The organism is Chitinophaga sp. CB10 (assembly GCA_001870995.2).
Lineage (GTDB): Bacteria > Bacteroidota > Bacteroidia > Chitinophagales > Chitinophagaceae > Chitinophaga.
Map to the genome: position 1 here is coordinate 21,005 of MLAV02000008.1, position 21,560 is coordinate 42,564.

General features: G+C 52.5%; 19 protein-coding genes. 13 read left to right on the plus strand and 6 right to left on the minus strand.

Going from position 1 to position 21,560, the window contains the following annotated elements; all coding sequences use genetic code 11:
• Positions 1-7: 7 nt before the first annotated feature.
• From BOC67_RS12875 to BOC67_RS12895, 5 genes are all read left to right on the plus strand, one after another.
• Entirely contained in the window at positions 8-472 is a 465-nt protein-coding gene (locus BOC67_RS12875; RefSeq protein WP_291910735.1) for a regulatory protein RecX, read from the plus strand.
• A gap of 58 nt (positions 473-530) precedes the next feature.
• Positions 531-1,328 (plus strand): amidohydrolase, encoded by a 798-nt coding sequence (locus BOC67_RS12880; protein ID WP_291910736.1) that lies wholly within the window; start codon positions 531-533, stop codon positions 1,326-1,328.
• 8 nt (positions 1,329-1,336) lie between these two features.
• Positions 1,337-1,723 carry a VOC family protein gene (locus BOC67_RS12885; RefSeq protein WP_291910737.1) on the plus strand — a complete coding sequence of 129 codons (387 nt, stop codon included), beginning with the start codon at positions 1,337-1,339 and terminating at the stop codon, positions 1,721-1,723.
• Between the two features lie 18 nt (positions 1,724-1,741).
• Positions 1,742-2,839: an N-acetylglucosamine-6-phosphate deacetylase gene (gene nagA / locus BOC67_RS12890; protein WP_291910738.1), complete on the plus strand. Its 1,098-nt coding sequence runs from the start codon at positions 1,742-1,744 to the stop codon at positions 2,837-2,839.
• 102 nt (positions 2,840-2,941) lie between these two features.
• Entirely contained in the window at positions 2,942-4,543 is a 1,602-nt protein-coding gene (locus BOC67_RS12895; protein WP_291910739.1) for a glycosyltransferase family 39 protein, read from the plus strand.
• Between the two features lie 68 nt (positions 4,544-4,611).
• Here BOC67_RS12895 and thiL read toward each other — a convergent pair whose 3' ends face one another.
• Both thiL and BOC67_RS12905 read right to left on the minus strand, forming a co-directional pair.
• The gene (gene thiL / locus BOC67_RS12900) at positions 4,612-5,646 is read right to left on the minus strand and encodes a thiamine-phosphate kinase (RefSeq protein WP_291910740.1); all 1,035 of its coding nucleotides are present in this window, start codon (positions 5,644-5,646) and stop codon (positions 4,612-4,614) included.
• 2 nt (positions 5,647-5,648) lie between these two features.
• The gene (locus BOC67_RS12905; RefSeq protein WP_291910741.1) at positions 5,649-6,419 is read right to left on the minus strand and encodes an inositol monophosphatase family protein; all 771 of its coding nucleotides are present in this window, start codon (positions 6,417-6,419) and stop codon (positions 5,649-5,651) included.
• 114 nt (positions 6,420-6,533) lie between these two features.
• Here BOC67_RS12905 and BOC67_RS12910 point away from each other — a divergent pair, with 114 nt between their 5' ends.
• Both BOC67_RS12910 and BOC67_RS12915 read left to right on the plus strand, forming a co-directional pair.
• A complete protein-coding gene (locus BOC67_RS12910; RefSeq protein ID WP_291910742.1) occupies positions 6,534-8,072 on the plus strand; it encodes a GH3 auxin-responsive promoter family protein in 1,539 nt (512 codons plus the stop codon).
• A gap of 31 nt (positions 8,073-8,103) precedes the next feature.
• Positions 8,104-8,742, plus strand: coding sequence for a LysE family transporter (locus BOC67_RS12915; protein WP_291910743.1), 639 nt, complete (start codon positions 8,104-8,106; stop codon positions 8,740-8,742).
• A gap of 175 nt (positions 8,743-8,917) precedes the next feature.
• Here BOC67_RS12915 and BOC67_RS12920 read toward each other — a convergent pair whose 3' ends face one another.
• On the minus strand, positions 8,918-9,952 hold the full coding sequence (locus BOC67_RS12920; protein WP_291910744.1) for a 2-oxoacid:ferredoxin oxidoreductase subunit beta: 1,035 nt from the start codon (positions 9,950-9,952) through the stop codon (positions 8,918-8,920).
• 66 nt (positions 9,953-10,018) lie between these two features.
• On the minus strand, positions 10,019-10,363 hold the full coding sequence (locus BOC67_RS12925; protein ID WP_291910745.1) for a carboxymuconolactone decarboxylase family protein: 345 nt from the start codon (positions 10,361-10,363) through the stop codon (positions 10,019-10,021).
• A 238-nt stretch (positions 10,364-10,601) separates the two neighbouring features.
• On the opposite strand from BOC67_RS12925, the gene BOC67_RS12930 reads away from it, so the two are divergent.
• Positions 10,602-12,815 carry a transferrin receptor-like dimerization domain-containing protein gene (locus BOC67_RS12930; protein WP_291910746.1) on the plus strand — a complete coding sequence of 738 codons (2,214 nt, stop codon included), beginning with the start codon at positions 10,602-10,604 and terminating at the stop codon, positions 12,813-12,815.
• Between the two features lie 82 nt (positions 12,816-12,897).
• On the opposite strand, the gene BOC67_RS12935 is transcribed toward BOC67_RS12930, so the two are convergent.
• Both BOC67_RS12935 and BOC67_RS12940 read right to left on the minus strand, forming a co-directional pair.
• Positions 12,898-14,637, minus strand: coding sequence for an N-acetylmuramoyl-L-alanine amidase (locus tag BOC67_RS12935; protein ID WP_291910747.1), 1,740 nt, complete (start codon positions 14,635-14,637; stop codon positions 12,898-12,900).
• Positions 14,638-14,744: 107 nt separating this feature from the next.
• Positions 14,745-16,538 (minus strand): acyl-CoA dehydrogenase family protein, encoded by a 1,794-nt coding sequence (locus BOC67_RS12940; protein WP_291910748.1) that lies wholly within the window; start codon positions 16,536-16,538, stop codon positions 14,745-14,747.
• A gap of 165 nt (positions 16,539-16,703) precedes the next feature.
• On the opposite strand from BOC67_RS12940, the gene BOC67_RS12945 reads away from it, so the two are divergent.
• The 5 genes from BOC67_RS12945 (at position 16,704) to BOC67_RS12965 (ending at position 21,481) form a co-directional block, all read left to right on the plus strand.
• Positions 16,704-17,504, plus strand: coding sequence for an alpha/beta hydrolase (locus tag BOC67_RS12945; RefSeq protein ID WP_291910749.1), 801 nt, complete (start codon positions 16,704-16,706; stop codon positions 17,502-17,504).
• Positions 17,505-17,510: 6 nt separating this feature from the next.
• Entirely contained in the window at positions 17,511-18,653 is a 1,143-nt protein-coding gene (locus BOC67_RS12950) for a glycosyltransferase (protein WP_291910750.1), read from the plus strand.
• A 15-nt stretch (positions 18,654-18,668) separates the two neighbouring features.
• Positions 18,669-19,796: an ABC transporter permease gene (locus tag BOC67_RS12955; protein WP_291910751.1), complete on the plus strand. Its 1,128-nt coding sequence runs from the start codon at positions 18,669-18,671 to the stop codon at positions 19,794-19,796.
• 44 nt (positions 19,797-19,840) lie between these two features.
• Complete coding sequence (locus BOC67_RS12960) at positions 19,841-20,275, plus strand: hypothetical protein (protein ID WP_291910752.1); 435 nt, start codon at positions 19,841-19,843, stop codon at positions 20,273-20,275.
• Between the two features lie 72 nt (positions 20,276-20,347).
• Positions 20,348-21,481, plus strand: coding sequence for a glycosyltransferase (locus BOC67_RS12965; protein WP_291910753.1), 1,134 nt, complete (start codon positions 20,348-20,350; stop codon positions 21,479-21,481).
• Positions 21,482-21,560: the final 79 nt, after the last annotated feature.

Consider the following 21,560-nt stretch of genomic DNA (forward strand, 5'->3'; position numbering starts at 1 on the left):
TCCCGGGATGTCGCAAGCATTGGAAAAATTAAGGCAGTACTGCGCCTACCAGGAAAGATGCCATTCGGAAGTAAAATACCGGGCGCTGGAACTGGGCATGCGTGGCGAAGAAGTGGAGGAAGCCATTGCCGCCCTCATCGCGGATAACTTCCTCAACGAGGAGCGCTTTGCCAAAGCCTACGCCGGCGGTAAATTCCGGATGAAGCAGTGGGGCCGCAAGAAAATACAGGCCGCCCTTAAGATGAAACAGGTATCTGCCTATTGCATCAAAAAGGGAATGATGGAAATTGACGAAGAGGATTACTGGCAGGTATTGCTGCAGCAGGCCGGGAAAAAATACCGGTCGCTAAAAGGCGAAGTTCCCCTGAAACGGAAATATAAAACCACGCAGTACCTTTTGCAGCGGGGCTTTGAACAGGAGCTGATCAGCGAAGCGCTTGAACAAATCGCAAATAATCCCGATTTTGAGTAGGATAATTTAAAAAGTTTCTAATCAGGCAGCAAGTAAATTTGCTATATAATTTTCAAAGATGTCAGATTTAAAAGTAACACTTATTCAGGCCGATCTGTATTGGGAAGATATTGATGCCAACCTGCGTATGTTCGACGAAAAGATCAACAGCATAGGAGAACGGACCGAAGTAGTTTTTTTACCGGAAATGTTTAGCACCGGATTCAGCATGGCGCCGGAGCGCCTCGCTCAAACCATGGATGGAAGCGCGTTTCAGTGGATGAAGAAGAAGGCTGCTGAAAAGAACATCATCATTACCGGAAGTCTGATCATCGAAGAAAACGGCAAGTACCTCAACCGCCTGATCTGGATGCTGCCTAACGGCACCTACGGCACTTACGACAAACGCCACCTCTTTGGCTATGCCGGCGAGCATGAGCATTACGTAGGAGGCGATAAGCGCCTGATTGCCTCCGTAAAGGGCTGGAAAATAAACCTGAACATCTGTTACGATATGCGCTTCCCGGTATGGGCCCGCAACCGCATCGTGGAAGAAACCGGTGCGCCGGCCTATGATGTGCTGGTGTATGTAGCCAACTGGCCGGAAAGGCGCAACATAGCCTGGAAAACGCTGCTCCGCGCACGCGCCATCGAAAACCAGTGCTATGCCATCGGGGTAAACCGTGTGGGTAACGACGGTAATAACATCTACCACAGCGGCGATACCAGCCTGATTGACCCTATGGGCGAGATCATCTACGAAAAAGCCCATGAGCAGGACATATTTACGTACACCCTTTCCCGTGAGCGCCTCGACGAGGTAAGAAAAAATATACCTTTCCTCAAAGATGCGGACGCATTTACCATCTTAGACTAATTAACTGCATGATACTGAACGGAATCCATCACATCGCTATCATTTGTGCGGACTATGCGCGTAGTAAGGCATTTTATACCGATGTGCTTGGATTGCGCGTCATCCGGGAGGTGTACCGGGAGGAGCGGGATTCCTATAAACTGGACCTGGCCATCGGCGATCATTACGTGATTGAGCTGTTCTCCTTTCCGGACCCGCCGCCACGGGTGAGTCGCCCCGAGGCGCAGGGCCTGCGCCACCTCGCTTTTGCCGTATCCGATATTGAAACCGCGGTCAAGGACCTCGCAGCCAAAGGCGTGACAACGGAGCCTGTCCGCATTGATCCCCACACAAATCAACGTTTTACTTTTTTTGCTGATCCCGATGGGCTACCTTTAGAGTTATACGAAGTATAACCTCCTAAATCAGCAGATATGCCCACTTCCTACGTTAATGCTACCATATTTACCGGAGAAGAAGTATTGAAAAACCACGCTGTATCCACCGATAACGGCCTGATTACCAGTATAACACCCACCGAAGAAATACCGGAAGGCCACGAAATAGTGGACCTGCAGGGCGCCTACCTGACGCCGGCGCTGATCGACCTGCAGATTTACGGCGGTAATGGCGAAGTTTTTTCCATGTACCCCAGCGTGCAATCCCTCACGGGCACTTACGAATACAGTAAAGCCGGCGGGGCCGCGTATATCATGCCAACGGTGGCCACCATCTCTCCCGGTATTATGCTGCAAGCCATGCAGGCGGTAAGAGCCTATTGGCAGGAAGGCCGCAAAGGCGTACTGGGCTTGCATTTGGAAGGGCCGTTCATCAATCCCGCGAAGAAAGGCGCTCACCTGCCTCAATATATCAAACAACCCACCCAGGAAGATATTGATTGGATACTGGAAAACGGCAGCGATGTGGTGAAGATCATCACGCTGGCGCCGGAGTGCTGCGACCCCGCCCTGGTCAGGCAATTGCAGGATGCCGGCATTATCGTGTATGCAGGGCATAGCAATGCTACCTACGCCCAGGCCTATACGTCGTTTGAAGATGGCATCCGGCACGCTACGCATTTATTCAATGCAATGTCGCCCCTGGAAAGCCGCGCACCCGGCCTGGTAGGCGCCATTTACGACCACCCGGGCGTATATGCCAGCATTGTAGCGGACGGGATCCATGTGGATTTTGCAGCGGTGCGTATCAGTAAAAAGATCATGGGCCGGCGCTTATACCTCATTACGGATGCCGTGGAGGAAAATAAGGAAGGCGATTACATCTACCTCAGGGAAAAAGACCGGTTTGTAAGCGCCACCGGCGTATTATCCGGCTCCCGGCTTACCATGCTGCAGGCGGTGCGCAACCTGGCCAACAACGGTATCTGCAGCCTGCGGGAAGCGATCCGGATGGCCTCCCTGTACCCCGCGGAGGCGATCGGTATGGCCGATAAGATAGGCCGCATCGCCCCTGGCTGCGAAGCATCGTTCCTGGTTATTCCGGAGAATGGCCCGACAACGGTTTATTGTTAATTTTTATATTCGCGCTAAATATTACGAAAGAACGAACGCATGGGCATACCTCAATTTCTCCGGAAAAATCAATATAGAAATCTTTTTTTACTGGGTTGGCTGGTGCTTGGGTTGCTGCAGGCCTGCTTTTCAGAGCTTTGGGACGACGAAGCTTACTATTGGGTGTACTCCCGTCACCTGGACTGGGGGTACTTCGATCACCCTCCCATGATTGCCCTGCTGATAAAAATAGGTTACAGCTTATTTCACAATGAGCTGGGAGTACGGTTACTGGTGGTGATGCTCAACACGCTCACGCTCTGGGTAACGGCCAGGCTGCTTACCAAAGAGGATAACCGGCTGTATTACCTCATCATTGGCTCCATGGGAGCCATGCAGGTAGGTGGCATGCTGGCCGTGCCGGACGTGCCGCTGATCTTCTTTGCGGCGCTTTATTTCTGGGCTTACAAAGTGTTTGTGGACGAGCAGAGTTGGAAAAATACCTTACTGCTGGCTATTTCCATGGCGCTGATGTTTTACAGTAAATACCACGGGGTGCTGCTGGTATTTTTTACCGTACTGTCCAACCTCAACCTGCTGCGGGTTTTCAAGTATTACGTAGCGGTGGTCATTACTACCTTATTGTTCCTGCCGCATATCATCTGGCAGTATAACCATGGCTTCCCCTCTTTACAATATCATTTGGTAGAAAGGAATGCATCCAGCTACCACATCAGCTTTACGCTGGATTACCTCGCCGGGCAGCTCCTGTTGTTCGGACCGCTGCTGGGCTGGTTGTTGCTTTATTACGCCTTTATCTGCCCGATCCAGCATACGTTTGAAAGGGCGTTGAAATTTTCCGTGATCGGGGTGCTGGTTTTCTTTATGATCAGCACTTTCAAAGGCAGGGTAGAGGCCAACTGGACGGTGATGCTGTTTACCCCGGTTGTGATCCTCGCCCATCAAACGATCAAGCGCAAGGGGTGGAAAGGCCGGGCCTTCCTGTACAGTTTACCGGCTACCTTGTTGCTGGTGCTGGTAGTGCGCGTGTATATGGTATGGGATTTTATGCCGGGTACGGAAATACGCCCGGAGATACACCATAACCGGGAGTGGACTTCAAAGGTGGCTGCCGCAGCGGGCGACAGGCCGGTGGTGTTCCTCAACAGCTACCAGTTGCCTTCCAAGTATATGTTTTACACCGGTCACCTTTCGTATAGCCTCAATTCCCGTTATGCGCGCCGCAGCCAGTATAACTTCTGGGATACCGAGAAGGAGCTGTGGGGCAGGGAGGTACTGGTCTTCGGGCCGAATCTGCCGATTACGGACAGTGTGGTGAGCGTGCGGGGTACCTGGGATTATTATGTAGATTCCGCCTACTACTCCTATAACCTGATCCAGTTAAAGCCAGCCGTCACACAGTTGAAAGTGCGCCGGGGCGAGCGTTACAAACTGGTAGTGGCGCCCGAGAACCTGTATCGACAGCCGGTGCCCATTAACTGGAAAAACGAGCCGGTGATCGGGTACGGGTTTACCACGAAAGATTCTTCCTACGCGCCGGTGAAAACACCGTTGACGCTGGCGAAGGCCATCAGCAGGCGCCTGGCAGGCATGGAGGTAATTATGCCCGACAAGCCGGGCAAATACCAGCTGAAATGCAGCGTATTTGCCGATCCACTGCCACCTACGCACAACAGCCAGGTGATCCAGGTGATAGTAGAATAAACGTATGATAAAATAAAAAAAGCGGGTACCGGCCGGTACCCGCTTTTTTCGTTTATGCAAGCCAGTGATTATTGCTGGAAAGCGTTCCAGCCCTGGGATACGAGTTTGAATTTGTTGCCGCCCTTGGTGATGATATGGGCGCCTTCGCTGATATCCGCCATGTAGCCGACTACGCTGATCTGTTCGTTCAGTACGATTTTATCGTAGTCCTCCTGCTTCATGGTAAAGAGTAGCTCATAATCCTCTCCGCCGCTGAGGGCGCAGGCGGTGGGATCGAGGCCGAATTTGAGGGCCATTTCCCTGCTTTCCTGGGCAATCGGAATTTTTTCCTCATAGAGTACGGCGCCGAGGTTGCTCTGTTTGCAGATATGCAGTATTTCGGAGCTGAGGCCGTCGCTAACGTCCATCATAGCGGTAGGCTTGATGTCGCTTTCTTCGAGGAACTGGATGATATCTTTCCTGGCTTCCGGTTTCAGTTGCCGGCCGATGATGTAGGTCTGGTTTTCCAGGTCCGGCGTGAGTTTCGGGTTTTCCAGGTAGATTTTCTTCTCTCTTTCGAGTAGGGTGAGCCCGAGGTAGGCCGCGCCGAGGTCGCCGGAAACGCAGAGCAGGTCGCCTTTTTGGGCGGTGCTGCGTTTCACGAATTGATCAGGGGCTACTTCTCCTATAGCGGTTACGCTGATAATCAGCCCCTTATGGGAGTTGCTGGTATCTCCGCCGATGAGGTCCACCCCGTATTTTTCGCAGGCGGCATATACGCCTTCATAGAATTCGTTCAGGGCTTCCAGTGAGAACCGGTTGGAGAAGGCGATGTTCATGGTGATCTGGGTAGGCGTAGCGTTCATCGCGTAGATGTCCGATAGGTTCACTACCACTGATTTATAGCCCAGGTGTTTCATGGGCACGTACATGAGGTCGAAGTGGATGCCTTCCACGAGCATGTCCGTACTGATCACCGTTTGTTTGCCGAAATGGTCGATCACGGCGCCATCGTCGCCAACGCCGAGGACGGTGCTGGCATTCTGGATTTCTATGTTCCGGGTGAGATAGTCGATTAGGCCAAACTCACCGAGGTCGTTGATTTCTGTTCTTTCCTGTTCCATAACTATTTCCCGTTTACAAGGTCTTGCAATGCCTGATGGATATGGCCGTTGGTGGCCAGGATGGTCTTCTGGTAGGGCGAATACCGGTTACCGCTGAAGTCGGTTACTTTACCGCCGGCTTCTTCCACGATGAGGAATCCCGCGGCGGAATCCCATGCCTGCAGGTGGTGTTCGTAGAACCCGTCGAAACGGCCGCAGGCTACCCAGCAGAGGTCGATAGCTGCGGAGCCGAGCCGGCGTACTGGCAGGCCCTGTTTGATGATCCTTTCAAACACTACCATGGGGTTGTTCAGGGAGTCTTCCCACTTATAGGGGAAGCCCGTCACCAGGAGGCACTGGTTAAAGTTGCCGTTTTTGGATACCTGGATAGGTTTATCGTTCAGGGTGGCGCCTTTACCTTTTTCCGCCACGAAAAGTTCGTTCATGAAGGGGTTATACACCGCGCCGAGTATCATTTCGCCGTCTTTTTCCACGCCGATGGACACGCAGCAGAGGGGTACTCCGTTGGCGAAGTTTACGGTGCCGTCAATGGGGTCGATGATCCATTTGATATTGGATTCGGACGGGATGACGCCTGTTTCTTCCGCGAGGATAAAATGATCGGGGAAAGCGCCGTGAATCACTTCAATGATGGCTTTTTCCGATTTCTTATCCGCTTCGGTAACGAGGTCGTTCAGGGAGCTTTTGCTGCTCACCTCAAAAGGGCCGTTAAAATATTGTTGCAGTATTTTTCCGCCGGCTTCAGTAGCTTTGAGCAAGGTTGCTTTTAACATGCGGCAAAGGTAAATATCAATTACGAAATAGTGATGGCTTAAATGTCTCCCACAAAGGGGTAATTCGCAAATCGTAATAATATTCGATATTTTTGCAGTTCAATTGAAAAATTAATGGCCATTATAGGAAATCTTATTTCCAGGTCGCTGAGGATCAGGAAAAAGTTTACATTCAAGTTAGGCACACCGCGGCAATACCAGCTGCAGGTGTTACATCGATTGCTGGAGAAGGCCAAGGACACCGAATTCGGACGCCATTATCAGTTCCAGGAGATACTGGACAACCCAAACTTTATAGGGCAGTATAAGGAAAAGGTACCTGTGCACAACTACACCAAAATGCATAAAGAGTGGTGGTATAAGTGCCTGGAAGGAGTGGAAAATGTGAGCTGGCCCGAGAAAATTAAATATTTCGCGCTGAGTTCCGGGACTTCTGAATCCGCCAGTAAACATATTCCGGTTACTAAGGATATGTTAAAAACGGTAAAAAAAGTGGGCGTGAAGCAGCTGTATTCCATGGCTAACTTCAATATTCCACCGAGATCCTACGAAAAAGGGATCCTTATGCTGGGTGGTACCACTTCACTTTACGAAAAAGGGGACTATTACGAAGGGGATATGAGCGGCATCCAGGCCAAGAATATTCCCCGCTGGTTTCGCCGTTTTTATAAGCCGGGCGGTAAAATTTCCCGTAAGCCCAACTGGGAGCAGCGTATCAAGCTAATTGTACGCAAGGCGCCGCAGTGGGATGTGGGCACCGTTTGCGGGGTACCTGCCTGGGTGCAGATTGTGCTGGAAGAAATTATCAAATACCATGGGGTGAAGCATATCCATGAGATATGGCCTAACCTGGCGATATATATTCACGGGGGCGTATCTTTTGAGCCATACCGGGAGAGTTTCCAGAAGCTGCTCGGCAAGCCGATCACCTTCATTGAAACGTATATGGCCTCCGAGGGCTCCTTTGGATTCCAGGCCCGCCCCGGCACCAGGGGTATTAAGCTGGTGCTGAATGCCGGCATCTTCTACGAGTTTATTCCGTTTAACGAGGAAAACTTTGATGCAGAGGGCGAAGTGAAGCCGAATCCTAAATCTTACATGATCAACGAGGTGGTGGAAGATGTGGAGTACGCGGTGATGCTTTCCACCTGTGCGGGCGCGTGGCGTTACCTCATCGGGGACGTGGTGAAGTTCACTTCCGTGAAGGAGCATGAAATTGTGATTGTAGGCCGTACCAAGCAGTTCCTCAGTCTTTGCGGGGAGCATATGAGTATCGATAACATGAACCGTGCGATCGATACCGTGCAGAAGAAGCTGGGTATTACCATCAGAGAATTTACTGTGGCAGGGTTCCCTTACGAGAACCTGTTTGCGCACCGCTGGTATATTGGAACAGACAGTGTGAACGTAGATGCCGCCAAAGTGCGGGAAATCATTGATCAGACGCTTGCGGAGGTCAACGATGACTATGCCGTGGAAAGAACATCTGCGCTGAAAGAAGTGTTTGTAGAGGTATTGCCGAACGATGTGTTTATTGATTACCTCCGTTGCAAGGGCAAGGAAGGGGCGATGAACAAATTCCCGAGAGTGCTGAAAGGCGAGAAGCTGAAGGACTGGGAAAAATTTCTTGAGGGAAAAACCGTTAAGCAATAAACGAACAAACCAGGACCAGGAACATTAAAGCATGACAGCAGCAATTGTAGCGGGACTAGGACTGGGGCTATTTTTATCATTATCGGTAGGCCCGGTAATATTCGCCATTATCAAATACAGCATCAATAATGGTTTTAAGGCAGGTATCAGTTTTGCGCTGGGCGTGTCTTTCAGCGATGCCCTGTTTGTGACTGTCGGCAACCTCTCCACTGCATTTATCACCGGCCTGGAAGGGTATAACCGTACCATCGGTATCTGTGGCGGGATCCTGCTGATAGGAATGGGGCTGTATGCATTGATCTTCAAAAAGGTCAGGATCAGTACCGGGGAAGAGAAGCCGGAGATGTTCCGTACCCACGATTACCTGAAGATATGGCTGGCTGGCTTTTTAATGAATACCCTCAACCCGGGGGTGATCATCTTCTGGCTGCCGGTATGCATTGCCTCCAGCGCTACGCCGGTAGCTTACCGGATTGTGATGTATGTGACCTGCCTGGCGTTGGTACTTTCCGCCGATATCCTGAAAGTATTTGTGGCGGATAAGATCCGGCATAAGCTCACGCTCACCAATGTCATCTGGCTAAACCGGATTGCGGGATCGAGCATGGTGATTTTCGGGCTGGTGTTGCTGTACCAGGTGACTTTCGGCGTCGGGCCTATGGGGCACTAACTGCATAGGGCGGCTGTTTGGGCATTGGCAGCCGGCAGGGCTGGCATGCGCTGTGAACGGGCATATACAGCAAGGCTACCTTAGATCTTTCTCCCCCCAATAATAAAATATTTACCATAAAAAAAAGGCGCTGCGGATCCCCGCGGCGCCTTTTTGATATTATGAAATAAAGCAGTTACCTGATGGTCCAGGTTTCGTTACCTGCGAAGAGTTTATCAAGGTTTCCGGGGCCTTTGCGCTCGAGCACGTCGGCCAGCTGGAAAGACATGATGTCTTCGTAGGTAGGACGGTGCGCCTGGTAGAACACACCGAAAGGACGGGGTAAGTGTCCTTCAACACGAGGATCATCGAACATGCGGGTAAGCAGTTGCGCTTTCAGGAAGTCGTTTTCGTCGTGGATCCAGAGATCGTCCGCACTGAAATCCGCGCCGAGTTCCACCACAACGGGTTTCAGGCCGTCGAAGCGGATACCTTTGTTTTTCTGGGCGCCGAAGATCAGCGGTTTGCCCTGTTCCACAAAGATGGTTTCATCGCCTTTGGTCGACTTCTCTGTAAATACTTCAAACGCGCCATCATTAAAGATGTTACAGTTCTGGTAGATTTCCAGGAAGGACGCGCCTTTGTGGGCGTGGCTGCGTTTGAGCATTTCCTGGAGGTGTTTAGGATCGCGGTCCATACTGCGGGCAATAAAGGTCGCATCCGCGCCCAGGGCCAGCGCCATTGGGTTAAACGGATGGTCGATACTACCGAAAGGAGTGGACTTGGTCACTTTATTTTCCTCTGATGTAGGGGAGTACTGGCCTTTGGTCAACCCGTAAATCTGGTTGTTAAAGAGCATGACGTTTACATCAAAGTTGCGGCGGAGCAGGTGAATGGTGTGGTTGCCGCCGATGGAGAGGCCGTCCCCGTCGCCGGTAACGATCCATACGCTCAGTTCAGGGCGGGCAGCCTTGAGGCCGGACGCGATGGCCGTAGCGCGACCATGGATCGAGTGCATACCGTAGGTGTTCATGTAATACGGGAAGCGGGAAGAACACCCGATACCGGATACGATCACAATATTTTCGCGGGGCACGCCCAGTGCAGGCATGATGGTTTGAACCTGTTTTAATATAGAGTAGTCACCGCAGCCCGGGCACCAGCGCACTTCCTGGTCGGTGGCAAAGTCTTTAGCCGTTAAGGTCTGCGGAGCTATAGTTGCTGTTGACATTAGAATGGATTAAATATATGTTTTATATAGAATGTAAAGTTACGACAGATCGCCGGAAAATGCGTATCACTGCGCCGTCAATTCTTCCCAATATTCGGCGGCCCGGCGGGTGTGCGGGATAACGATGGTACCGCCCACGATATTGGCCACTGCAAAGATCTCGTACATTTCCTCCGTGGTGATCCCCTGTTCATAGCATTTGCCGAGGTGGTATTTGATACAATCATCGCAACGCAGCACCATCGACGCCACCAGGCCCAGCATTTCCTTTGTTTTCGTGCTCAGCGCGCCTTCCGCATAGGTGTTGGTATCCAGGTTGAATAAGCGGTTGATCACCTTGTTTTGCTTGCCCAGGATTACGTCGTTCATCTTAGCCCTGTACTCATTAAACTCCTCGATGGCTTTCCCCATATATATGCTGTTTTATAATGTGATAAAATTTATTCCAGGCATTAAAGCTATGAAAGGATTTACAAATATAGATTAATCTACTGGTTAAGTAGACTGTTTGGCCTATAACCTGTATTTATGCATCATAACCAAAAGTTATAACAACCCGGAATGGCTCCAAAAAAAGCCTATTAAATTAATAGACTATTTGTATATTGATTAGATACAAACCCACATAGACCAACAATCTGAATCTGTTATGACCACATCACCTATCAGTCAACTGGTGGCTGCCCTGGTGCTGCTAAGCGGCATTGCCAGCGGGCAAACGAAGAAACTATCCGGCTTCCCCGACGATGCTGCGGCGGAGCAATTACGACTGGAACAGCAATTTGACCAGCATTTGAGCAGCGCCAGCATAGGCGCTACGATTAAAGAGCTGGCCTCGAGGCCGCATCATATCAGCTCGGCCAGGGGAAAGGAAGTGGCGGAGGAAATCAGGCGCCGCTTCAACAGTTATGGCTGGGATGCCTCGCTGGTCACCTACCAGGTGCTGTTTCCCATTCCGCAGGAGCGGGTGCTGGAACTGGGCGGCCCGCGGCCGTACAAAGCTTTGCTGAAGGAGCCTGCCCTCCCGGAAGATGCCACCTCCGGCCAGGAAGGCCAGCTGCCTACGTATAACTGCTGGAGTGCCGACGGGGACGTGGAGGCCGGGCTGGTGTTCGTCAACTACGGCCTGCCGGAAGATTATGACTACCTGCAACGGCTCGGCATCAGCGTGAAAGGCAAAATTGTCATTGCGAAATATGGCCGCTCCTGGCGGGGGATTAAGCCGAAGGTAGCCCAGGAACATGGGGCTATTGGCTGTATCATTTACTCCGACCCGCGGGATGACGGCTATTTTGGCGGGGATGTATATCCGAAGGGGGCGTTTAAAAACGAATACGGGGTACAGCGGGGCTCCATCATGGATATGGTGATATACCCCGGGGACCCGCTCACGCCCAACGTTGGCGCTACTGCGGATGCGAAGCGGCTCAACAGGGAAGAGGCGCCCAACCTCCTGAAAATACCGGTGATACCGATCAGCTATCACGATGCGGTCCCGCTGCTGCAATCCCTGGAAGGGCCTGTGGCGCCGGAGGATTGGCGGGGAGGCCTGCCCTTTACCTATCATATCGGCCCGGGCACGGCGCCGGTGCATCTGAAACTGAAATTTGACTGGCAGGTGCGGCCCTGCCACAACGTAATAGCGACCCTCAAAGGCAGCAAATACCCGGATCAATGGGTGGTGCGCGGGAATCATCATGATGCCTGGGTGAATGGCGCTGCGGACCCTGTTAGCGGTATTGCCGCCATGCTCGAAGAGGCGAAGGCGATCGGCGCGCTGGCCAAACAGGGCCACCGGCCTGCCCGCACACTGGTGTACTGCGCCTGGGACGGGGAAGAGCCCGGCCTGCTGGGCTCTACCGAATGGGTGGAAGACCACGCCAAAGAGCTGCAGGAAAAAGCCGTGGTGTACATCAATTCCGATAACAACGGCCGGGGTTTCCTGAACGCCAGCGGCTCCCATGCGCTGGAAACGCTGGTGAACGAAGTGGGGCGGGATATCATTGACCCGCAAACGAAGGTGAGCGTACTGGCCCGCCGCCAGGCGCTGGATGCGCTGAGAGCCGCTACGCCCAAGGCTAAGAAGGAAAAGCTTTCCAAACAGGGGATTAATATCAATGCGATGGGCTCCGGGTCCGACTACTCGTCCTTCCTGCAGCACCTGGGCGTGCCATCGCTGGATTATAGCTATGGCGGCGAAGATGCGGGTGGTGAGTACCATTCGATTTACGATTCCTATGACGATTACCGCCGCTTCAAGGACCCTACTTTCGACTATGGGGTAGCGTTGTCCAAAACCGCGGGGCATACCGTACTGCGTATAGCCAATGCCGTTAACCTGCCGTTTGACTACCGCCGGTTGTATGAAACTGTGAATACCTATGCCGCAGAGCTGTCCGAACTCTCCAATAACCTCCGCGAAGCTACCGCTGTGGAGAACCAGCTGATTAGCGAGGGGAAATACACGCTGGCAACGGATACGGCTAAACGCCTGGCGCCGCCGGCGATAAAGGACCCGGTGCCGTTTATAGATTTTTCGCCGTTGCAGAATGCGCTGGTGGGGCTGGATTCCGTTACGTTGAAGCTGGCTGCCCGAAAGCAGGGCGTTAACAGCGAGGCGGTGAATAAAGCGTTGTACCAGGCGGAGCAGCAACTGTTGTATGCCGGCGGATTGCCGAACCGGGCGTGGTATAAGCATACGCTGTATGCGCCGGGATTTTATACGGGGTATGGCGTGAAAACGATTCCGGGTGTAAGGGAAGCGATTGAGCAGCGGAGATGGAAAGAGGCGGATGAGCAGATTAAGATAGTGGCGGCGGCGATCAACCGGTTGTCCGGTTATTTGCGGGAGCAGGTGCTTTAAGGCACTGGATTCACCGGCTTTCAAATTTTTTCATCGGGTAGCGCGCGGGCACTACCCGATGAAGTTTTGGCGGTTCTTACTCCTACCGGCCCACCTCCTGGACATAATCCTTCGTGCCCTGCACAATTTTTTGAATCAGCAGCTGCTGGAATTCAGGGTCCAGGATAGCCGCTTCATCGCCGGGGTTGCTCAGGAACAGCGTTTCCACCAGCACATCCGGGAATTCCGTTGGATTGTTGAGAATAAAATTAAACCCGCCGTTGTTGCCAAAATCGCTCAAACCTGTTTCCAGCAGGCGTTTGTGAATCGCCGTAGAGAAGGGTTCGCAGAAGGGATGGCGGTAATAGGTGGCCGTACCGAAGATATCCACCGGGTTGGAGGAGGAGTTGAAATGTATGCTCAGGAGCAGGTCCGGGTCTACGTTCCGGTAGAAGGACAGGCGCTCTTCGTTGTTCACGAATTGATCTGTGGTGCGGGTGATCAGCACTTTCGCTCCTTCTTTTTCAAACGCATTTTTCAGCATCAGGGAAATAGCCAGCGTCATATGTTTTTCCACGACGCCGGCGAGGCCGCTGCCGCCTGTATTGCTGCCGCCATGGCCGGGATCGATGGCAATCGTCATATTATTGAGCGCCAGGTTTTGCGGAATTCGTTTAACCCTGACCGTTAGTTTGTTGCCTTCGTAGTACATTTTATAGCCCCAAACATTGTGTTTGAGGGAGAGCGTCATCCGGAGCACATCCGGGGCAGGCTGCCCCCAGGTCACCTGGCTGATTTCCCGGGCGTTTTGCACATCGTTATTGATACGCTGTTCGGCGTAGGCGCCATACACATCAATGATAATTTTCCCGGGGTTATTTTGTTGGGTAGAGATGTAAGGCATACGGTCGGAAAGTGCTATCTGCACGTAATCATACTTATCGTCCGCCCAAATCCGGGCATCGGAAATCACGCTGACGGGGATGCCTTCCTGGGGAATATCCGTATCCAGGAAGCCTTCGGGGATGTAGGCATTTTTCCGGTTGGCCAGCCGGACTTTGTAATAATCGCCTTCCTTGCCTACGATCTGCAGCAGTACGTCCTTATCCAGGTACCCGAGTTTATTGGGCCCGAGGCGGTCGCCCTCTGTGGCGCTGGTGATGTAGGTCATGTTATCGATGGTGCGGCCGGTGAAAATCTTGTCCTGTTTCATATAGCGGTACCGGTTAGGACTGGCCAGCGTGGTACTGTTGCTGCCATTGCTGAGGGTGACATTTATTTTCCCGTTCAGCAGGGAATCGTCCTCCGTCACTACGTGGTAGCCTACATAGTAGCCTGGCACGCCGGACGACTGGGCGGGCGGCAGTTCCGTCAGCGGCTGCCCGTTGAACCAGGTGGCTTTAGCGCCGGGGTAGCCTTTCATTTTTACCCGGATGGTATCTCCTGCAGCCAGTTCGAGGTTGCCTTTGGGGGAGATGTCAATGAAGTCGATCCGGAAGGTAGCGGTAGCTCTGGGAGCGGGCGCCGGGTTATAATAGTAGGTAACGGTTCGCGTATAGGCGGTACCGGTAGTATCATACGCGGTGAGTACGAACGTGCTTTTGCCTTGTGGCAGCTCTTTTTTCACGGCGAAGGCGCCGGTAGGGTACACCTGCACCGTATCGTTATTAATCGTAAGCCTGCAGCCTATACAGGTTCTGCCGGCAATAAACTGTTTGCCGTTACTGACGTTGATTTGATCCCGGGAGGGCTGGCTTAAGCGGATGGAAGCCTGGCTGTAAGCCCATACTGGAAAAAATAGAACCGCGATAATGGAGGTTAAGATTGTAGCTAATTGCTTCATGCACCTGTCTGTAAATCAGTTGTAAAGATAACAAGGCGGGGCAAATAGGAGGGGTTATTTCAAAAATATGCCCCGCATATTGGTGCGGGGCATATTTCGTTATTGAATTACCAGATGTATTTATTTTCTGCGATCAGTTTATCCGCGATGCGCCTGCGGGCTTCTTTGGTGTTGAAAGGTTCCGCTTTGGTAAAGCGTTTGAGGCCGAGCAGCATCATGCGTTGTTCATCGCCTTCGGCGAAGGCGTTGATGGCATCCTTGCCGGATTTGTTGATACGGTCCGCCGCATCGTAGATGTAGGTTTGCACCATGTCCTTTTCCAGCGCGGCAGCTGCCTCGCCTTTGTTTTGGCTTAGTTTGATGAGGCGGAGCAGGGCGCTTTCGGCTACAAAGGTTTCGATAGCCATATCAGCAATGTCCATCAGTACTTCCTGTTCGGTTTCCAGCTTGGCCATGAGTTTCTGCGCGGCAGCGCCGGCGGTCATGAGGATCGCTTTTTTGAAGTTGGCGATCATTTTCTTTTCCTTGCTGAAAGGCGTTTCGTCATCGCTGCCGAAGTCGGGGATGCTCATCAGTTCCTTCATCACGTTCATCGCGGGCGTCATGAGGTCAATTTTGCCTTTGAGGGCGCGTTTGAGCGTCATGTCGAGCGTGAGGAGGCGATTGATTTCGTTGGTGCCTTCGAAGATGCGGTTGATGCGGGAATCGCGGTAGGCTTTGGAGATGATGTACTCATCGCTGAAGCCGTTACCGCCGTGGATTTGCACGCCTTCGTCCACCACGTAGTCCAGCACTTCGGAACCGTTTACTTTCAGCATGGCGCATTCCACGGCGTATTCTTCGGCGGCGCCGAGGAGGGCTTCGTTGAATGGTTTGCCGGCGGCCAGGAGTTCTTTTTCCTTATCGTCGATCAGCTGGGCGGTGCGGTAGAGCGCGGCCTCGCTGGTCCACGTGCGGATTACCATTTCCGCGAGTTTATGTTTGATGGCGCCAAAATTGGCGATCGGTTGTTTGAACTGTTCGCGGGTAACGGCGTAGTTAACGGAGGTGTTGATACATTTTTTGGCGGCGCCCAGCGCGGCAGCGCAGAGTTTGAGGCGGCCGATGTTGAGGATGTTGAAGGCGATGAGGTGGCCTTTGCCTATTACGCCCAGCACATTTTCCACGGGTACTTTTGCGTCCTGGAAGTAGATCTGCCGGGTCGAGGAGCCTTTGATACCCATTTTATGTTCTTCCGGCCCGAGGGTGAACCCGGGGGTACCCTTTTCCACGATGAAGCCGGTGAATTTATCGCCGTCGATTTTCGCGAATACGGTGAATACGTCCGCGAAGCCGGAGTTGGTGATCCAGATCTTCTGGCCGTTGAGCAGGTAGTATTTACCATCCTCGCTGAGTTTGGCCGTGGTTTTAGCGCCGAGGGCATCGGAGCCGGAACCTGGCTCGGTGAGGGCGTATGCGCCTTTCATTTCACCGGTGGCCAGTTTGGGAATATATTTTTGTTTTTGTTCTTCTGTACCAAAGTAGAGGATAGGCAGGGAGCCGATACCTGTATGAGCGGCCATGGCAACAGAGAAGGAGTGGCCGGCGCCTAATCCTTCGTTGATGATGGTAGCGGTAACAAAGTCCTTACCGAGGCCTCCCAGCTCTTCCGGGAAGGCGGCGCCCAGCAAGCCCTGTTCGCCTGCTTTTTCCAGCAGGGCAGGCATGAGCCCTTCTTCCAGTTTATCCAGCCTTTCCACCACCGGCGTCACTTCCTTCAGGATAAACTGATCAGCCATGTCTTTGATCATCAACTGCTCTTCTGAAAAATCTTCCGGCGTAAACACATCTTCAGGAGTACTTTCCCTGACAAGGAATTCTGCGCCTTTCAGCGCTTGCTTATTTTCAACTGTTGCGTCCATGATAAACTGTTTTTGGTAGTTCTGTAATTTAACTAAATAATTGCGAAATAAGAACGCCCCGGAAAGCCTCTTTTCAGAGTTTTAAAACAACCTTAACGATCGGCCGCAGTAACATAAACAGCCGCTGCTAGCATTATTTTGCTTATCATTGTTCCCTTTTAGGTTATGCCTGAATTTTATCTGCCATATAAAAAAAGCCGTTTACACGGAATACGCGAAGGCAATGGGAACCAGCTGCTTATCTGCCTGCATGGTTTCGGTGAAAGCGCTGCGCATTTTCGGCCCCTGGTAGCTGAATTGAGTGAGGCGTTTACCATCATTGGCCTGGATATGCCGTTGCATGGTAAAACGGAATGGCAGGAGAACCGTGGCTTTGAAAAATCGGACCTCACCGCTGTTATTTCCATCCTGATGGAACAGCACGGGTTTCAGCGGTTTTCCCTGCTGGGGTACAGCATGGGGGGGAGGCTTGCACTGTGCGCCGTGGAAACCATGGCCGCCAAACTGGATCGCCTGATCATGGTAGCGGGAGATGGCCTACGGAATAATCCCTGGCATTTGTTTGTTACGCAAACCAGCATCGGCAACCGGCTTTTCAAATACAATACGTATCACCCGCAGTTCTTTTTCAGGTTGATAAAAATCTGGCGTAAACTGGGATTGCTCAATGAAAGTATTTACAAGTTTGTGCTGCACCGGATGGATCAACCGGAGAAGCGCATACAGGTGTATGAGATCTGGACGAACCTCCGCAAAATGATGCCCGATCAGCAGCGATGCAGGCGGTTGCTGGCGCAGTACCAGGTGCAAACGCTCCTGATCTTCGGGAAGTACGACCGGGTTATCCCGCCGGAACTGGGGACCCGTTTTGTGGATGGCTCCTTCCCGTCCAAAATGATTGTACTGGATAAGGGGCATCAGCTGATATCGGCACAATTAGGTCAAGTAATAAAATCAAACATATAAACCCGAATGCATTTTTTCCTGATTATTATGGTGGTGCTGGCGCTGGGTTACGGTGTACTGATGTTGTGGTACAGCCTGGGCTGGAAGCGCCTCAAAAATTATGTAGTACCTGTTCCCCGGATGGGAACCACCCCTGTTACCGTCATCATTCCCGCCAGGGATGAAGCCGATAACCTGCCACCCCTGCTGGAAGCCCTCAAACAGCAGACGTATCCCGCGCACCTGCTGGAAGTGATTGTGATTGATGATTTTTCTACCGACGCAACGCCTGACGTGGTGCGTAACTGCGGCGCGGCCAACATCCGGCTGCTGCAGATGAGCCAGCTGCTGGACAAGCAGCAGCGGCTGAATTCATACAAAAAGAAAGCAATTGAAATTGCCGTATCCCAGTCAAACGGCACCCTGATCGTTACCACGGATGCGGATTGCATCATGGGGCCCAGGTGGATAGAAACGATCGTGCAGTTTTATGAGGACAGGCATCCGAAGTTCATCGCGGCGCCGGTAAGTTTTTATAAGGAGGATAATTTCTTTAAGAAGCTGCAGTCGCTCGACTTCATGACCATGCAGGGCATTACCGGCGCGGCCGCGCAGCTGCAGGCCGGCACCATGTGCAACGGGGCGAACCTCGCCTATGAAAAGGACGCGTTCTTTGATGTGGGCGGGTTCAAGGGGATCGACAATATCGCTTCCGGGGATGATATGCTGCTGATGTATAAAATTTACAACGCTTATCCGGAAGGGGTGATGTACCTGAAAAGCGAGGAAGTGATCGTACGTACGTTACCGGTAGACACCCTGAAAGGGTTTATGAACCAGCGTATCCGCTGGTCGTCCAAAGCGGATAAGTACGAGGATAAGCGCATTACCTATGTGCTGATGCTGGTGTATTTTTTCAATGCCGGCCTGCTGGGCATGGGCATTGCGGCATTCTTCCTGCCTGCGCTCTGGCCCTGGCTGCTGATACTGCTGCTGTTTAAAATTACCATGGAGTTGTATTTCCTGTTGCCGGTGGCCAGTTTCTTTAATAAGTCCGGCTTGCTGGTATGGTTTATTCCCGGGCAAATATTTCATATTCCTTATATTGTAATTGCCGGGTGGCTGGGCAAATTTGGCAGCTACCAGTGGAAAGGCCGTAAGGTGAACTGATAAAATTTTTTTCGCTTGTCTGCTCCTGAAACCTCTTTCAAAAGACTGCTGCGCAACAAAGGCGCGGTGGCGGGATTGCTGATCGTGTGCCTCTCGGTGCTGGTCAGCATCCTGGCCTACTTTATTGCGCCGGACAGCACGCCGGACGCGAACAGGATGGTATTGGAGATAGAAGGGCAGCGGCCGGGATTCAGGGTAACGATGCTGGCTGTACGAAAAGACCAGGCCTTACCGCCTACTGGCTTTTTCCGCCGGTTGGTTTCCGGAAAGCCGTCCGCTTATACCTACATACCCGTTACATCCCACCAGGTAAAAGACTCGCTTATTATCATCCGGCATTATGTAGATGAGGCCACGACGGTGGAAGAAGCTTATCCGCTGGATGTAGTGGTATATGGCCGGCATGCGGAGCGGCCTGACTGGCAGCGCTTACAACAGGTGGTTGCGCAACAGCAGGTGTTTACACAAACCTACTGGCTGGGGACGGACAAGTTTGGCCGGGATATCCTTAGCCGCCTCATCATCGGCACCCGTGTCAGTTTAGGCGTGGGCGTTATAGCGGTGATCATTTCCCTGACCATCGGCGTGTTCCTCGGCGCTATCGCCGGATATTACGGCGGCCGTACGGACGACCTGGTGATGTGGCTTGTAAACGTCGTGTGGGCGATGCCTACGCTGCTGGTGGTATTTGCATTGACGCTTGCCCTGGGCAAGGGCTTCTGGCAGGTATTCATTGCCGTGGGGCTCACCATGTGGGTAGGCGTGGCGAGGATTATCCGGGGGCAGATATTTTCCCTGAAGCAGCTGGAGTTTGTGGAAGCTGCCAGGGCGCTGGGGTACCGGAACAGCCGGATTATCCTCCGGCACATCCTGCCGAATATCCTCGGCCCTGTGATGGTGGTGGCTGCCGGCAATTTTGCCACGGCCATCGTGGTGGAAGCGGGTCTGAGTTTCCTGGGGGTAGGGGTACAGCCGCCGCAGCCTTCCTGGGGCCTCATGATAAAAGAAAATTACAATTTCATCATCACCCATAACCCTGCCCTGGCCCTGGCGCCGGGAGTTGCTATCATGCTGCTGGTGTTGGCTTTCAACCTGTTAGGCAATGGCCTGAGAGATGCGTTGGACGTAAGAAGTAAAATTTGATTTACATGTTTTAAAATTTTAATTTTACTGATATTATTAATGCTATGTTATTGAGAACCTATCTTCCCGCTTTTTTACTGCTGACTGCCGTGGCAGCCATTTCCTGCAAAAAGAAGAACAAAGGAACGGACGCTCCTCCTGTGGTGCAGGAAGAGGCGCTGAAGTTCAGTCTGGCCGGTGTGGAAGAAGGAGCTTATAACCAGGCGCTGGACAGCACTTTTACCTTCAAAGTGAAGGTGGACAGTAAGATGCCGGAAAAGGGCGTGATCACTACGCTGAATGTGGTGAGCGATCCGGCGGGCATCGGGCTGGACCAGGATGCCGTAGCCAACAGCACCAATGCCAGTTTTGATGTTACCTTAAAACATCTGAAAGAATTAAAGACCTACAAGGTGACGATCAACCTCATTTCCGCGGGCAATTCAGGCAATGTAGCCACGCCCAAGATATTCTACATAACGAACAAGAAGCCACTATAGGTACCTGCGATTATTACCATAGCGGAAAATGATTTAGGTTTGCAAGCTGGCAGATCAAGACTTTCTATTTTTATGAAAATTGCTGTTAATGCCGCTTGCCTTCGCAGGGACCTCCCTGCTGATACCGGGGCGGTGGCCACACAAATCATCGTTACACTTTGCAGGCAGCAGCCGGCGCACCAGTTTATTTTATTCTTTGACGGGCCGGCGCCCGGGGGGATGGAATTTCCGCCAAACGTAACGCCGGTGGTGTTGCCGCTGCGCGGGGAAAAGGCCTGGCATTACTACTGGTGGCTGGAGTGGCAGTTGCCAAGGGCCATGAAGCCTTTTCAGCCTGACGTGTACCTGGGGCTGGATGGTACTTTGCCGCTGAGGAGTAAGATTCCTGCCACGCTCCTGATCAGGGACCTCTCGTTCCTGCTGGATGCGGGTTTGCAATCCCCGGCACAGCAAAAGCGCCTGAAGAAAAACCTGATGAACTACCTCTGGCGCGCGCGGAGCATTGCCGTACTTTCTGAAACCGGGAAGGATGCCGTGCTGGATTTTGCCCCTTCCGTAGCCTCCAAGCTCTCCGTGCTGGACATCGGCCTAAGCGATTTATATCAACCCCTTGAATGGGATGACCGTGAGGCGATAAAGCGGGAATTTGCCGGTGGGGCGGAGTACTTTCTGGTTACGGCCGGGTTGCACCCCCGGAATAATATTATGCCGGTGTTCAAAGCTTTTTCGGCGCTGAAGCGGCGTCAGTTGTCCAGCATCAAGCTGGTGATTGCCGGTTCCGCAACGCCTGCCGGTGCGGATATCGCAAAGGCGTTGCCATCCTACAAGTTCCGCAATGATGTGAACTGGATACAGGAGGCGGACCAGGAGACCCTGGCAAAGCTCACCGGCGGCGCTTATGCCATGATTTACCCTGTGCGGCTGGATGGTCTGGCCATGCCGGTATATGCCGCGCAGAAATGCCAGGTGCCGGTGGTAGCGATAGAGGGTAAGGCTGCTAAAGAAGCGGCCGGCGATTCGGCCTTATTTTCCGACCCGGCTAACCTGGACGACCTGTCCGAAAAGATGAGCCGGATTTATAAGGACGAGCAGCTGCGATCGTTGCTGCTTGCCAAAATACCGCCGCAAAAGGCTTTCAGCAGCTGGGAAAAGGCCGCGGAGGAGCTTTGGGCGGCGATGACGGGGCCGGTACCTCAAAATCCCTAAATGATGCGGGGGAAGAGCTACCTCGGAAGAGCTTTAGGCGGTGATGCCAGGCCGGTACCTCAAAATCCCTAAATGATGC

Bases quoted from the DNA above. Each gene is read 5' to 3' on its own strand.
- BOC67_RS12880 (WP_291910736.1), top strand. From the start codon at position 531: ATGTCAGATTTAAAAGTAACACTTATTCAGGCCGATCTGTATTGGGAA.
- BOC67_RS12960 (WP_291910752.1), top strand. From the start codon at position 19,841: ATGTTATTGAGAACCTATCTTCCCGCTTTTTTACTGCTGACTGCCGTG.
- BOC67_RS12925 (WP_291910745.1), bottom strand. From the start codon at position 10,363: ATGGGGAAAGCCATCGAGGAGTTTAATGAGTACAGGGCTAAGATGAAC.
- BOC67_RS12965 (WP_291910753.1), top strand. From the start codon at position 20,348: ATGAAAATTGCTGTTAATGCCGCTTGCCTTCGCAGGGACCTCCCTGCT.
- BOC67_RS12915 (WP_291910743.1), top strand. From the start codon at position 8,104: ATGACAGCAGCAATTGTAGCGGGACTAGGACTGGGGCTATTTTTATCA.
- BOC67_RS12885 (WP_291910737.1), top strand. From the start codon at position 1,337: ATGATACTGAACGGAATCCATCACATCGCTATCATTTGTGCGGACTAT.
- thiL (WP_291910740.1), bottom strand. From the start codon at position 5,646: ATGGAACAGGAAAGAACAGAAATCAACGACCTCGGTGAGTTTGGCCTA.
- BOC67_RS12950 (WP_291910750.1), top strand. From the start codon at position 17,511: ATGCATTTTTTCCTGATTATTATGGTGGTGCTGGCGCTGGGTTACGGT.
- BOC67_RS12910 (WP_291910742.1), top strand. From the start codon at position 6,534: ATGGCCATTATAGGAAATCTTATTTCCAGGTCGCTGAGGATCAGGAAA.
- BOC67_RS12905 (WP_291910741.1), bottom strand. From the start codon at position 6,419: ATGTTAAAAGCAACCTTGCTCAAAGCTACTGAAGCCGGCGGAAAAATA.
- BOC67_RS12875 (WP_291910735.1), top strand. From the start codon at position 8: ATGTCGCAAGCATTGGAAAAATTAAGGCAGTACTGCGCCTACCAGGAA.
- BOC67_RS12935 (WP_291910747.1), bottom strand. From the start codon at position 14,637: ATGAAGCAATTAGCTACAATCTTAACCTCCATTATCGCGGTTCTATTT.
- BOC67_RS12940 (WP_291910748.1), bottom strand. From the start codon at position 16,538: ATGGACGCAACAGTTGAAAATAAGCAAGCGCTGAAAGGCGCAGAATTC.
- BOC67_RS12930 (WP_291910746.1), top strand. From the start codon at position 10,602: ATGACCACATCACCTATCAGTCAACTGGTGGCTGCCCTGGTGCTGCTA.
- BOC67_RS12945 (WP_291910749.1), top strand. From the start codon at position 16,704: ATGCCTGAATTTTATCTGCCATATAAAAAAAGCCGTTTACACGGAATA.
- nagA (WP_291910738.1), top strand. From the start codon at position 1,742: ATGCCCACTTCCTACGTTAATGCTACCATATTTACCGGAGAAGAAGTA.
- BOC67_RS12920 (WP_291910744.1), bottom strand. From the start codon at position 9,952: ATGTCAACAGCAACTATAGCTCCGCAGACCTTAACGGCTAAAGACTTT.